We start from the raw sequence: 14,158 nt of genomic DNA on the forward strand, positions 1-14,158 counted from the left end.
CGGACTGTACGACAGTGTGAACAGGTTACATCAAATCAGTTTATTGCAATGATCTGTTCAATATCAGCGGCTTTTCCGCCAGCCAGAGAGCATAGTTGAACTGCGTCACGAATTTCAATTTCCTTGCCAACAGCCGAAATCAGGCCGTTTTTCTGGAAACGAGTGAAAACACGGCTAACCGTCTCTACTGCCAGACCCAGATAGTTGCCCATCTCGTTACGGGACATGGACAGTCTGAAAGACTGGGATGAGAAACCACGACGACGGAAACGGCTGGCAAGATTGATCAGGAATGTAGCGATACGCTCGTCTGCATTCTTCTTGGACAGCAGCATCATCATTTGCTGGTCTTCCCTGATTTTTTTGCTCATCAGGCGCATCAGGTGACGACCCAGCTCCGGGAATTCGTCAGACAGCATTTCCAGCTGCTCAAACGGAATCTCACACACCATGGTGGTTTCCATGGCCTGGGCGGAGACCGGATACATGTCAGTGTCCATACCGCTCAGGCCGAGGATTTCGCTTGGCAGGTAGAAGGCAGTAATCTGTTCTTCACCTTCGTTAGTTGCTGTGTAGGTTTTGATAGCCCCGGAACGCACAGCGTATACGCTGTCGAACGGGTCTCCTTCCAGAAACAGGTGTTCCCCTTTTTTCAGCGGGCGGCCGCGTTTTATGATTCGATCCAGATTGTCAATGTCTTTCACGCTCAACGCCAGCGGCAGGCACAGAGAGCTGAGACTGCAATCCCTGCATGCCACATGGCTTGGTTGTCGGACGTTGGGCTTAGACGTCATTGAGTGCCCTCAAGGTCTTAAATGCAAAACGCTGACTATTGTATGGAAAATATTTGGAAAGTGTAAGTGCGGTGTTGACTTACGAATGTTGATATTGATTGTTTTTTGAACTTAATTCGGTAAGTCGCATTATGTTGCGGCTGATAGCTGGTCTTATTAGTGAATGCTTTGCCCTTTTTCTGGGTTTGAGCAGGGTGTTTGCGACTTTTTATACGACGCCCTTTAAGAAGCAGGAGTTTCATTGTTGTTGTCGGCTTATTGAGCACTGCACAGATCAGAGTTAGAGCGACTAACCTCTGATCTATGTAAAAGGATATCCAGATTAAATCACTTTAGAAAAAAGCTTCGTGTTTTTTTGCTCCTGATAATACCGGTCAAACACCATGCAGATATTTCGTATCAGCAGTTTGCCTACCGGTGTGACTTCCAGAATTTCGGGTGTTATGACGATCAGACCATCCTGTGCCAGTGGTTTTAAGTTGATCAGTTCAGACAGAAAGTAGCTGGGAAAATCAATAGAATATTGCTGCTCAATTGTTTCTGGTTTTAGTCTGAAATGGCAGATCAGCTCGTTGATGACACTCTGACGAATCTGGTCATCTCTGGTCATTTTCAGACCGCGCTTAATCGGCAACTGACTTTGCTCGATAGCAGACTGGTATTCAGCCATATTTGTATAGTTCTGGATATAGGTGTTGCCTACCTTGCTGATAGAAGAGATGCCCATACCTATCAGGTCACACTGGCTGTGTGTGGTATAACCCTGAAAGTTGCGATGCAGCGTGCCGTCTTCCTGTGCTACTGCCAGCTCGTCATCGGGTAGTGCAAAATGATCCATGCCGATGTAAACATAGCCACTGTCCAGTAACCTGCGGGTCGCCTGCTGCAGAATCTGCAGTTTGACATCGGCAGGTGGCAGGTCTCTCTCATTTATTCGACGCTGTGGCATAAAGCGATGTGGCAGGTGAGCGTAGTTAAACAGCGACAGACGATCGGGTTGCATCGCGATCACCTTATCAATGGTAGTCATGAATCCGCTGAGCGTCTGTTGCGGCAGCCCGTATATCAGGTCCATGTGAACCGATTTGAATGCCATGGTGCGGGCTGCATCAAGAACCGATTCAATTTGCGCTTCGCTTTGTACCCGGTTAACCGCCTGCTGTACCACCGGGTCCAGATCCTGAACGCCAATGCTGATGCGGGTAAAGCCCTGGTCCCGCAATGTCGCCATCATGGGCCAGTCTACTTCACGAGGGTCCAGTTCGATGGAGTAATCAATGTCACTCCCGTGGGACAGTTTGAAGTGTTCAGATACCTTGTTCATCAACGCTGAAATCTGTTCCTGATTAAGGAAAGTGGGCGTGCCGCCCCCAAGGTGTAGCTGTTGTACTTCCTGATCGTCATTATACAGGTCTGCCTGCAGCTCAATTTCTTTGAACAGGTAGTTCAGGTAAGTGTCTGCCTGCTCTTTGCGCTGAGTGACAATCTTGTTGCAGGCACAGTAGTAACAAACGTGCTGGCAAAACGGAATATGGAAATACAGCGACAGAGGCTTGTCTGTGGCTGAACTACGCCAGGCGCTGGACTGATAATGCTGCTTGTCGAAGTCTTCAGAAAACTGAACTGCCGTTGGGTATGAGGTATAGCGTGGACCAGACAGGTCATACTTGCTAATCAGTCCTGTATCCCACACGGGTGTGTTATTCATAGTTTTTCTCATGTTGTTCTTGTCAGGTCATCAGTCAGCCGTCGACCTTGTGAAATGTTGTTTTAGTTTACGAAAAGGGTGGATAGATAAAGTTGATGTGTGTCAATAGGTAGGGTGCGTAATTTACATTTCTTTGATTTAATTGATCAGGGTCAGGTAGATGAGGTCGTACCGGCTACATTGAGTGACTGCTCATGGCCAGTAAAGACATAACCCATTTTTGATGTGGACCGGGAATAGCCCAGAGCCCAAACAGGATCATTAATACGCCCGCAATGTTGCGGGTAGCTGCTGCCTGAATCAGCGAGGTTAACTGTCTGGCAAACAGACCCGTTAAAAAGACAGCGGGCAAGGTACCGAGCCCAAACAGGCACATCAATAAGGCCGATTGCAGGGCATTGCCCTGAGTGGCGCTCCAGACCAGTGTGCTGTAGACCATTCCGCAGGGAAGCCAGCCCCAGAGGCTGCCCAGCGTCAGGGCATTAGGCAGATTACGAATCGGCAGTAAACGACTGGCTGCTGGCTGAATATGTTTCCATAGTCGTCCACCAAACTGTTCCAGACGCATAAGGCCCCGCCACCAACCGCTAATATAAAGCCCCATGGCGATCAGCATAATGCCTGCGACACCGCGCAAGGCCAGATGAAGTCCACGACTGAGGTCGCCCAGATACCAGCCAATACTACCCAGAATAAAACCAGCCAGTGCATAGCTACCTATCCTGCCCAGGTGATAGGTCAGCATTAAGACCGTTGTCTGCCAGCGATTTTTGCCCTGAAGCGACAGGCTTAACGCCGAGGTAATACCGCCACACATGCCAATACAGTGAGCGCTGCCCAGCAGTCCGATACTGAGCGCGGTCAGATAAACAGGCATGGTATGGCTTAGCTCCATCTCAATATATCCAGTAATTTATTATTCTCAGAAAGATCATGTGTTTTGCATATTTATGATTCTAAAGGCTTTTTTTTCCCACTACTCTGACATGTGTCAGTTTCTGGCTTTATTGTTTTGTCTTCATAAAGAATGCTATGAGCCGGACCTTCGAGGTCATCAAACTGCCCACTGTCTACTGCCCAGAAAAACAACCTGATGGCGAGGGCAATAAACAGAACGGCAAGGGGGATGAGAATAAACAGGCTTTCCATGTTTATATCCTTATGGCCGGGTTGTATACAGAGGGTGGTTCTGAGCACTCAGAAACCGGGACACGGCTGTTTTTTTGTTGTCCACCCAGGCGCAGGGCATTGCCCACAACAATCAGTGAACTCAGTGCCATACCTATGGCTGCCATCCAGGGGGCGATCAGACCTGCTGCTGCCAGAGGCAGTGCGCTAAGGTTATACAGCAGTGACCAGGTCAGGTTCTGGCGAATGACTGAACGGGTTTTGCGAGCCAGCTGCCAGGCATCCAGCAAACGACTTAAGTCGTTAGATAGCAGGACGGCGTCGGCACTGGTTTTTGCCAGATCGGAAGCCGTACCCATCGCCAGTGAAATATCTGCCCCTGCCAGAACCGGGACATCGTTGATGCCGTCGCCCACCATCAGAACCCGTTCACCCCGTTGTTGTTGCTGCCTGATAAACTCAAGCTTGTCGTCGGGGCTTGCCTGTGCCTGCCAGTGGTTGATATTTAACTCTTCAGCGACAGTGGCAACCACGTTTGTCTGGTCTCCGCTGAGCAGCGTCACGGTTATTCCACGGTTTTGTAACTGGCTGACCACTTCGCAGGCTTCCTGACGCAAACTGTCGTCCATCATCCGGAACCAGCACAGGGCTGTATGGTTCTGGCTGAGTAGTAACCACTGACCAGTGCCTTCCGGTCTTGCCGGGCTGTTGTCTGGCAGGCAGAAATCGGGTTTGCCTATCCGGTAAACATTGCCGTCTATAACACCTTCAACGCCCTGTGCGGTGTAAGTCTTCACTGTCTGTACTGATAACGTCGACGTTGTCGTTTGAAAAGCTTTCGCAATAGGGTGTTCTGAATGAGCTTCCAGTGCCGCAGCAATTTGTATTACATCGCTTTCTGAGTGACTCTGGCTAACCATACGCACTTCACTCAGCTCTATATTGCCTCGGGTCAGCGTACCTGTTTTGTCAAAGACAACATGGGTAATCTTCTCAAGACCTTCCAGAACATGCCCTTTTGTGATCAGGAAACCAAGCTGGTGCAAATGTCCAGTGGCAGCGGTGAGCGCCGTAGGCGTGGCCAGTGACAGAGCGCAGGGACAGGTGACCACCAGTACTGACAGAGTAATCCAGAAAGCGTCTTCGGCGGCCGCTGCGGACCAGTACCAGTAGACGGTGGTGGCAACAATCAACACCGAAGCAACAAACCAAACGGCTACCCGGTCAGCCATTCTGGCAATAGCCGGCTTGTCATGCCGGGCATGGTTAAGCAGCTGCATGATGGCAGACATGCGGGTTTCTGCGCCAGTCTGGGTGACCTTCAGCTCAATGGCGTTCTCTACATTAAGGCTACCACCTATAACGATGTCGCCACCTTGATGGGCGACCGGGCGGTTTTCGCCGGTCAGCATGGATTCGTCAAAACGGCTGGAGCCGCAGGTAATAATGCCGTCAGCCGGAACCGAGTCGCCGGGTAAAACACGAACAAAGTCGTTTTTTTGCAGCTCTTGCGCCGGTACCCGGACATACTCACCATCAACCAGCTTCAGGCAGCTGGAGGGTAGCAGGTTTTGCAGAGCCCTTGCGGCTCTGGATGTGGCATGTCTGGCTCGAAGCTCAAGGTAGCGACCCATCAGAAGAAAGAAGGTGAACATCGACACCGAATCAAAATACACTTCGCCACTGCCGTTTATTGTGGCCCATAAACTGGCGATATAAGCACCGCCAATGGCGATGGAGACTGGCACATCCATACTCAGATGACGCACCCTGAGATCGCGCAGGGCTGCCTTAAAGAAAGGGGCGGCAGAATAAAGGATAACCGGTGTGGCCACCAGAGCGCTGATATAACGAATAAAATCACGATAAGCGTCGCTCATATCATTGGTAATCGCCCCTGAATAGAGGGCAATGGCATACATCATCACCTGCATGGTGCCAATGCCCGCCAGTGCCAGTCGTCTAATAAAACGACGATTTTCTTCTTTTAACAGGGCTTCCTGACGATCTGCACGCCATGGGTGGGCTTTGTAACCAATACGATGAATATGCAGCAGCAGGGTACTCAGTGGTATCTGTTCAGGATTCCAGACCACCTGGGCTTCATGGGTGCTGAGGTTGACGCTGACCCGGTCAACCCCTGTCAGGGTGCTAATGTGGCTTTCCAGCAACCAGATACAGGCGGCACAGGTAATGCCTTCAATTAACAGGCTGGCCTGTTTGAGTGACGAATCGACGGCAATTACAAAATCGTTCTGAATCTCGTCCCTGTCGTAGATCAACAGCTCTTCCTGAAGTCGCCGGGTAATGCTGCCGGCCTGTAGTCCCGGGTCGGTGCGGTGCTGGTAATAGCTGTTCAGACCACCGGCAATAATAGCTTCAGTGACTGCCTTGCAGCCAGGGCAGCACATGGGCTGCTGTATTCCGTCAACATCTGCATGGAATGGGGGAGTGCCGGGAATTGGCAGATGACAGTGAAAGCAGTGGTGGTTGTCCTTGCTCATGTTTCACCCCGGTACATCAAGGTTGAGAATGCAGCAGCACAGTGGCTCCGGGCTCAAGCGTATGAGTCTGGTTCAGGCGCCAGCCGGTCTCGTAGCCGATTTCCGGAATCAGTTCGTCAATGGTTTCGAGCTGAATATAGGTTTTGCCAGAAACGGCTCTGTCGGTCTGGCCAACATAAACGACATCTGAAGTCAGGGTGATGCCTTGCTTCAGGGTGATAACCTTGTCCCGGTCAGCAAAAGCTGGCGACAGCAGGCTCAGTTTCAGCGATGAAGGCCACTCTTCAGCATCCCCCTGAACCCTTACCTGTACCTCGCCCATCAGTTCGTCAATAGTCAGCTGTGCTGAGATGTTCAGGTCTTTGGCATTCTGGTCGCGGGTCAGATCCTGGTTGATGGCTTTACCACTCTTGTAGTAATCATCCACTACAACGCTGTCTTGTATTTTGAAGGCGTAATAAATCCGGTAGCCGCCCCAGATAAAGGTCGTTAACAGCAGCCCGATGATTGCCCAGACCCAGGGCTCTTTATACCAGGGGGTGAAGGGCTCATGGTTTACCGGATGGGTCATATACTGCTTCCTCTTCTCCGAATAGTGTTCTTTTTCTGTCTATGGCGAGATGAATCGACTGCCTGAGCTGACGGATATCGAATCAGATGGCGGGTTGGTGAGGGTAAACTCAATATCCAGCCCCGGTGTTTTCAGCTCATCTTCTGGTGCGGACAACCGAATAACCTGTTCAGCGACCTCACCGGAATTGACGACAAACGTTGTCTGGCTTCCTGTGCGTAAATCAGGGATGCCGGAAAAGCTCAGGGTGAGCGTCTGATTCTGGTCGGTTTTGTTGGCTATTTTCAGGGTAAAGATATTTTCGATGCGACCGTCCGGCAGGGTTCGGTACAGCACATTTCGATCCCGCAATATTTCAAACTCAAGGGGTGACCGATTAGCCAGTGTCCATAGAAACAGCCCTGCCATTACCAGCAATGCGCTGACATAGCCAATCAGGCGAGGGCGCAGCCAGTGAGCAGGCTGGCCAGCCAGCTGGTTCTCGGTGCTATAGCGTACCAGCCCCCGCTCATACCCCATTTTATCCATGATGCTGTTACAGGCATCAATGCAGGCGGCGCAGCCTATACAACCAATTTGCAGACCGTCCCGGATATCAATGCCGGTCGGACAAACCTGAACACAGACCTGACAGTCGATACAGTCGCCCAGTCCATCTTCTTTATAATCACTGTTGCGTTTTCTGGATCCCCTGGTTTCACCGCGTTTTTCGTCGTAAGCGACAACCAGAGTGTCATTATCAAACATCACGCTCTGGAACCGGGCGTAAGGACACATCAGCAGACAGACCTGCTCCCGCAGCCAGCCTGCATTGCCATAAGTGGCCAGGGTGAAAAAGGCAATCCAGAATACTGCCCAGGGATGAACCTGCCAGTCGACAACATCGGCAACCAGTTGCCTGATGGGGGTGAAGTAACCGACGAAGGTCAGGCCGGTGGCCAGAGCGACGAGCAACCACAGCCCGTGTTTCGCCAGCTTACGAAGGAGCTTGTTGCCTGACATGGGCTGCTGGTCGAGCTTGATACGGCGGTTTCGCTCGCCCTCTGTGAATCGTTCAATCCACATAAAGATCCAGGTAAAGACGCTTTGTGGGCAGGTATAACCACACCAGACCCTGCCAGCAAAAACCGTGATGGCAAATAAACCAAAAGCGCAGATGATGAGCAGCCAGGACAGCAGAACAAAATCCTGGGGCCAGAAGGTGGCTCCAAAAATATGAAACTTTCGTTCAGGTAAGTCAAACAGCACCAGTTGCTGCCCGTTGACCTGCACCCAGACTGTACCGAAGTACAAGGCAATAAGAAGGCCTGCCCCAAGCAGTCTGAGGTTGCGGAAAAAACCTTTAAAGCTTCGGGTGTAAATCGGGTCTGGCTTTTGATACAGATCTATCAGCTCTGGCTGATCGTCAGGTTGTTTTTTTTTCATTGTTCTGTTAACACCACTTTATTTTGACTTCTTCTGTTGCTGCTTCGAAATAGAAACAGGCTATCAGGTGTTATTTGAAAAACATCCGGTTTTTCGATGGTCTATTTTACCTGTCTTCAGAAAAAATAGCTTCGATAAAAGTGTCAAATAACACGAAAAACGGGTGAGAACGGTTTTCCTTATCTGCCTGATTTAAGAGCCAATATCAAATCAGGTTAATTTTATCCTGAATAACAGCCCACCCTGCCGGGTCGCGAATATAGCCATCTACTGTTGACCAGTCAGGGGTATCTCTGCGCAGAGTCTGGCCAAATAATTCATGTACCATCTCCGTGGCTGGCCCACTACCACCAAATGTAGAGCTTAACTGTGATTCCTGAAAGGCTCGCCAATGTAATAGTATTGAGGTGTGTAACACCAGGCTGCCGTATCTGTTTGCCACAATGTTGCCGCCAATACCACTGGCTGCCCCTATCACACCACTGGCAATCGATATTGGAATGCAATCAGCCGCAAGCTGACCACCTCGGCTGATGACTTTTAGCTCTTTCATCTTAAGAAGCACAGCGCATAGTTGAGTCAGGTATTCGCTTTGACTGAATCGGCTGGAGAGCTGCTTTAATCTGGCAATGTGAGCGATTGTTTTAGTCTCGGCCCTTGCATGACGGGCAATACCGGTGGTATTGACTTGCGTGACAAGTGAGCCAACATTTCCTACCGCTGATAAAAAACCACCACCTATTTTTTTGAGCTTTCTGTTGACAAAATACTGTCGAACTAATTCTGAGAAGCCGTCAAAGTCGTGTCCCTGTGCTATGAAAAGAGGGTTAGGAGTTCTTGCCGGCTCAGAGCCTCCAGCTGCCTCGGCAATGTTTTCAATACCACTTCCAACCATAGTACCAATGCTTGTACCGGTCAGCTGATCGACAACTAATGCCGCCAGAGATAACCCGTCCATGGCGTGACCTGATACCAGCTCTGTAAACTGCTCTTTCTTCATATAGAACTGTCCTGAACTCTACCTGAAATTCACCCAATGATTCACCACTCTCTCAATTTATTTTTTCCCGTCTAATAACCAATATCTGCCAATGACTTTCTTATTGTTCAGGCAACAGCCGGGCAACCGATTCTTGTTGCCTGACTATGTATTTAAGCAGACTGGGGGAAAGTTCTTCAGTAGGAAAAGTCATCACGGGATTGAAGGTTAGATGACAAATTCAGGTTTTACCGCTTCAAGTACCGGCTTTTGAGTACGTTTCGGTAAGTTTGATCTGTAGGTCGGGAGTCGCCTCCCGCTCGTCCCAACCAGCAGGTCAAACACAGTGAAGTCGTGTACTACTTTATTTTCCCTTCTCTAAGGCTATAGACATAAGTAGAAACCAGATGCACTTTTTCTTCTCCGAGAATATGCTTCCAGGCGGGCATTACACCATTTCGGCCGTTTCGAACGGTATATTCAATCTCTGTCTGGCTGGAGCCGTACAACCAGATGCCATCGACCAGATTGGGAGCACCCAGGGCTTTGTTACCTTCTCCGTTCGGGCCATGGCAAATTGAACAGGTGTCGTTATAAATTTTCTGGCCATTGTTCAGTACTGAGTCGTCTATCTGGCCAACCAGCCCTACCTGATAGCGGATAAACGTGGAAACATCCTGTACCCCTCTTTCACCAATCACGGCTCCCCAGGCAGGCATCTGCCCGTTTCGCCCTTCCATAATGCTTGTTTTGATGTTTGCAGGCTCGCCACCATACAACCAGTCATCATCGCTCAGGCTGGGGAAGCCAAAAGCTCCTCCGGCATCGGAACCATGACAGAGCGCACAGTTGTTGAGAAAGATACGCTGACCCATTTTCAGGGCTTTAGGGTTTTCAACCAGTTGCTCAATGGGGGTTTTGGCGTACTGGGCAAACAGTGGTACATAGCGTCTGTCGTGTTTTTCCTGATTCCGCTCCAGTTCGCCGGTGGACGTCCAGCCCAAAAAACCCTTCCAGCTGCCCATGCCCGGATAGAGCAGCAGATACGCTGCAGAAAAAACCAGCGTGGCAACAAACAGCATGAACCACCAGTGCGGCATCGGGTTATCCAGTTCTTCAATACCATCATAATTATGCCCGGTGGTTTCTTCGGTCAGGTCGCGTCGTTGCGTTTTGCGGGTGGCGAACAGTAGCCAGATCACCAGAACAAGACAGATCAGGGTAAGTACGATGATCCAACCACTCCAGAAACTACTCATCATTGTGATACCCCTCCTTTATTGTTCATCCGTGAATCACCTGTTTGCAGACCGTTATTTTTGTTGTGTCGACTGTCAGGGTCGTCTTCATCTGCAAATGGCAGGTGTGCGGCTTCTTCGAAATCTTTTTGCTTGCGACCGCTGTAAGCCCAGTAAGTGACGGAAAGGAACGCCACCATGGCCAGAACGGTGGCAAGTCCTCTGATGTCATTGATGTCCATGGTGTTACCGTTTTGTTGTAATGGTTGTGCCGAGTGATTGCAGATAAGCCACAAGGGCGTCCATTTCTGTGTTGCCTTTTACCCGGACAGCCGCTCCGGCTATATCCTCATCGGAATAGGGCACACCCAGCGTGCGCATGGCTTCCATTTTTCTGGCGGTTAATTGACCGTCCAGAGTGTTTTCGTTTAACCATGGGTAAGCAGGCATTATGGATTCAGGAACAACATCTCTCGGGTTGTAAAGATGAGCCCTGTGCCATTCATCGGAGTAACGACCGCCAACCCTCGCGAGGTCTGGCCCGGTTCGCTTGGAGCCCCACAGGAACGGAAATTCGTAAACGGATTCGCCAGCCACTGAGTAATGGCCGTAACGTTCAACTTCAGCACGCAAGGGGCGGACCATTTGCGAATGGCAGCCGACGCAGCCTTCACGGATATAAATATCACGCCCTTCGAGTTGCAGCGGGGTATAAGGTTTCAGCCCGGCAACAGGCTGAGTGGTCTCTTTCTGGAAGAACAGGGGGACAATTTCAACCAGGCCGCCAAAACTGATCGCCACCACAATCAGCAGCACCATCAGGCCAATATTCTTTTCAACAATCTCATGTTTTGTCATGGTGATGATCCTCCTTGCTCAGACGGCCTGAGGCTCGGTACTGGCATCAGCTTCAGTATCCAGAGCCGGTTGCTGACTGGTGCGGTAAACGTTGTAAGCCATGATCAGGACTCCGGCGACAAAGAAGGCACCGCCAATGGCTCGAACGATGTAGCCAAACTCGCTGGCGACCACTGATTCAATAAAGCTGTAGGTCAGGGTGCCGTCGTTGTTCACTGCCCGCCACATCAAACCTTGCATGATGCCGTTTACCCACATGGCAACGACATACAACACAGTGCCAATCGTCGCCAGCCAGAAGTGCGCATTAATGAGGGCTACGCTGTACATCTGTTCACGACCGTACACCCGTGGAATCAGGTGATAGAGGGAGCCGAAGGACACCATGGCAACCCAGCCAAGGGCGCCGGAGTGAACATGGCCGATGGTCCAGTCGGTATAGTGGGACAGGGCGTTGACGGTTTTGATCGCCATCATCGGACCTTCAAAGGTGGACATGCCATAGAAGGACAGGGAGACCACCAGGAAACGCAGAATCGGGTCGGTGCGCAGTTTGTGCCAGGCTCCGGACAGGGTCATGATACCGTTGATCATGCCGCCCCAGGACGGTGCCAGAAGAATCAGTGACATGACCATACCCAGGCTTTGCGCCCAGTCTGGCAGCGCGGTGTAGTGCAGGTGGTGTGGACCTGCCCAGATGTAGATGGCAATCAGCGCCCAGAAATGAACGATGGACAGCCGGTAGGAGTAAACCGGACGTTCAGCCTGCTTGGGAACAAAGTAATACATCATGCCAAGGAAGCCCGCAGTCAGGAAAAAGCCTACCGCATTGTGTCCGTACCACCACTGGATCATGGCATCCATGGCACCGGCGTAAGCGGAATAGGATTTGGTCAGGGTAACGGGAATGGCGGCACTGTTCACCACGTGCAGAACCGCAACGGTGATGATGAAGGCACCAAAGAACCAGTTTGCCACATAGATATGTCTTGCCTTGCGCTTCATGATGGTGCCGAAGAACACCAGGGCATACGACACCCAGACAATAGTAATCAGGATGTCAATGGGCCATTCCAGTTCGGCGTACTCTTTTGAAGATGTCAGGCCCATAGGCAGGGTGATGGCCGCCAGAACAATGACCAGTTGCCAGCCCCAGAAGGTAAAAGCAGCCAGCCCGGGTAATGCCAGTGTCGTCTGACAGGTGCGTTGAACAACGTAGTACGAGGTGGCAAATAGCACGCAGCCACCAAAGGCAAAGATAACGGCATTCGTATGCAGTGGTCGCAGTCGGCCAAAACTGGTCCAGGGCAGGTTAAGGTTGAGTTCGGGAAAAACCATCTGTGTGGCGATGAACAGTCCGACGCCCATTCCTACGATAGCCCAGACCACTGCCATAAGGGCAAACTGCCTGACAACCTTGTAGTTATAAGGAGAATCGTTGTAAGCGGGCTGTAGCAAAACAGTGCTCATACTCCGTGTTACCTTCGGTTTGTACTTATTATTCGGTTATTGTGGGTAATACGCAGGTCTGGAGTATTGATATATGTCAATTTAGGTCAGGAGTGACCCATGAATTGCGGTGCTCTCGTGTTCTTATGATAACGTCCCGGAGACTGTGTCTCTGGATCGGTACTAACGCACTTCTTATTATTCTCCGGTCCTGAGTCATGTCCGGCTTTTTGCACGATACTAATAACAGTTCTGTTAACAGTTCTGTGCAAAGATTCGGTAAACCCGAGGCAATAATACAGAATTGGTATGTGGTTAGCTACGGGTTATACCCAAATTTTATTCCCCACCTTTCACAGTTGCCACTATGACGGTTGTCCTGAGCAGAATTGCTACTACCAGATCCGACTCCCTGAAAACTTGAGTCATAACCAATAGGTCAGTTTTCATAACACTTTCCTTCTTACAGGCAAACTTCTTGAAATACTCAGAGTCAAACCCTCTATGAAAACTATTCAAGGGGAGGTGTTACTATGAAAGCGACTCTTATTCGACTTGCTGGCTTATTAGTATTGTTGTGCTCGGGACTGGTTTACCCGGAAAGTAATATTAGTTCTAAGCTCTGGAAAATCACAGATAATCATCAACAGATCAGAGGCTACCTGTTTGGCTCGGCTCATCTGGGGGTGCCGGAAGAAAAACTTTTCAAAAGTTTTCCAAAACTGAAGGAAGCCATTCATAGTGTCAGCCGGGTCGCTTTAGAAAATCCATTCGTGTTTGATATCCCGGAGGTTAATGAAAACGCCCCAGAGCCAGCCAGAATTGATTGTACTCAGGGTGCAGGCTTGTATCTGAGTGAATCTGAGTTTACTGCTTTCCAGGCCAGAGTAGCAGAAATCTATGGCCAGGATTCAGAGATTACACAAAATGCATTCTGCTTTAACCCAGGTTTCTTTCTGAATGAAGGCCTTCAGGGACAGTCGGAATTGCTTTTTTCAGGCAGCGCTGTCGATATGGTTATCGCGAACTATTCGTTGGATCAGGGTAAATCAGTAACGGCACTGGAAGGGTATGAAGCATTAAGGTATGAAGAAACTTTTAGTCCGGGCTATCAGCGGCTCCGTCTACTGAACTGGATTAAAGCCAGGAAGCCGATGTTAGCACAAGTGGATGATGAAGAACTGAAGTTCATAATAACAGGGATGGCAATCCGATACTTTAGCAGTCTTGATAGTTCTGAGAATTTTTTATTCGATAATGGAATCGAAACAAATCTCATTTTGGACTGGGTTGAAAGATATCAGGAGCAAACAGAAGATAAGTTTTCACTTAAGTACAGGAATTTATGCTGGATGTCCAAAGTTAAGGAGCTATTGAATAGTCGTAGCAGTGTTCTGTTTGTTGTCGGTTTTTATCATTTAGCAGGAGAAACAGGATTAGTTAATCTGATCAGGAAGCAGGGGTTCAACGTAGAGCCAGTTACTGATGACTGATTCTGAAGTCG

At 49.9% G+C, this 14,158-nt stretch carries 13 protein-coding genes; 1 reads left to right on the forward strand and 12 read right to left on the reverse strand.

Features of this window, described 5'->3' with window-relative positions:
* Positions 1 to 35 precede the first annotated feature (35 nt).
* From fnr to ccoN, 12 genes are all read right to left on the reverse strand, one after another.
* On the reverse strand, positions 36 to 794 hold the full coding sequence (fnr, locus tag NX722_RS02390) for a fumarate/nitrate reduction transcriptional regulator Fnr (protein WP_262566557.1): 759 nt from the start codon (positions 792 to 794) through the stop codon (positions 36 to 38).
* Positions 795 to 1,116: 322 nt separating this feature from the next.
* The gene (hemN, locus tag NX722_RS02395; protein WP_262566558.1) at positions 1,117 to 2,502 is read right to left on the reverse strand and encodes an oxygen-independent coproporphyrinogen III oxidase; all 1,386 of its coding nucleotides are present in this window, start codon (positions 2,500 to 2,502) and stop codon (positions 1,117 to 1,119) included.
* Between the two features lie 175 nt (positions 2,503 to 2,677).
* Entirely contained in the window at positions 2,678 to 3,397 is a 720-nt protein-coding gene (locus tag NX722_RS02400; RefSeq protein ID WP_262566559.1) for a sulfite exporter TauE/SafE family protein, read from the reverse strand.
* A gap of 53 nt (positions 3,398 to 3,450) precedes the next feature.
* Entirely contained in the window at positions 3,451 to 3,651 is a 201-nt protein-coding gene (gene ccoS / locus NX722_RS02405; protein WP_262566560.1) for a cbb3-type cytochrome oxidase assembly protein CcoS, read from the reverse strand.
* A gap of 2 nt (positions 3,652 to 3,653) precedes the next feature.
* On the reverse strand, positions 3,654 to 6,134 hold the full coding sequence (locus tag NX722_RS02410; protein WP_262566561.1) for a heavy metal translocating P-type ATPase: 2,481 nt from the start codon (positions 6,132 to 6,134) through the stop codon (positions 3,654 to 3,656).
* A gap of 16 nt (positions 6,135 to 6,150) precedes the next feature.
* Entirely contained in the window at positions 6,151 to 6,705 is a 555-nt protein-coding gene (locus NX722_RS02415; protein ID WP_262566562.1) for a FixH family protein, read from the reverse strand.
* 39 nt (positions 6,706 to 6,744) lie between these two features.
* A complete protein-coding gene (gene ccoG / locus NX722_RS02420; RefSeq protein ID WP_262566563.1) occupies positions 6,745 to 8,130 on the reverse strand; it encodes a cytochrome c oxidase accessory protein CcoG in 1,386 nt (461 codons plus the stop codon).
* 205 nt (positions 8,131 to 8,335) lie between these two features.
* Positions 8,336 to 9,130, reverse strand: a complete 795-nt coding sequence (locus NX722_RS02425; protein WP_262566564.1) for a hypothetical protein — start codon at positions 9,128 to 9,130, stop codon at positions 8,336 to 8,338.
* A 338-nt stretch (positions 9,131 to 9,468) separates the two neighbouring features.
* A complete protein-coding gene (gene ccoP, locus NX722_RS02430) occupies positions 9,469 to 10,371 on the reverse strand; it encodes a cytochrome-c oxidase, cbb3-type subunit III (RefSeq protein ID WP_322740906.1) in 903 nt (300 codons plus the stop codon).
* Positions 10,368 to 10,589, reverse strand: coding sequence for a cbb3-type cytochrome oxidase subunit 3 (locus NX722_RS02435; RefSeq protein WP_262566565.1), 222 nt, complete (start codon positions 10,587 to 10,589; stop codon positions 10,368 to 10,370). The genes ccoP and NX722_RS02435 overlap by 4 nt, the downstream gene beginning before the upstream one ends.
* A gap of 4 nt (positions 10,590 to 10,593) precedes the next feature.
* Positions 10,594 to 11,205 (reverse strand): cytochrome-c oxidase, cbb3-type subunit II, encoded by a 612-nt coding sequence (ccoO, locus tag NX722_RS02440; protein ID WP_262566566.1) that lies wholly within the window; start codon positions 11,203 to 11,205, stop codon positions 10,594 to 10,596.
* An 18-nt stretch (positions 11,206 to 11,223) separates the two neighbouring features.
* Positions 11,224 to 12,675: a cytochrome-c oxidase, cbb3-type subunit I gene (ccoN, locus tag NX722_RS02445; RefSeq protein WP_262566567.1), complete on the reverse strand. Its 1,452-nt coding sequence runs from the start codon at positions 12,673 to 12,675 to the stop codon at positions 11,224 to 11,226.
* Between the two features lie 512 nt (positions 12,676 to 13,187).
* On the opposite strand from ccoN, the gene NX722_RS02450 reads away from it, so the two are divergent.
* Entirely contained in the window at positions 13,188 to 14,147 is a 960-nt protein-coding gene (locus NX722_RS02450; protein WP_262566568.1) for a TraB/GumN family protein, read from the forward strand.
* The last annotated feature ends 11 nt before the right edge of the window (positions 14,148 to 14,158 follow it).

It is taken from the genome of Endozoicomonas gorgoniicola, assembly GCF_025562715.2.
Taxonomy (GTDB): domain Bacteria; phylum Pseudomonadota; class Gammaproteobacteria; order Pseudomonadales; family Endozoicomonadaceae; genus Endozoicomonas_A; species Endozoicomonas_A gorgoniicola.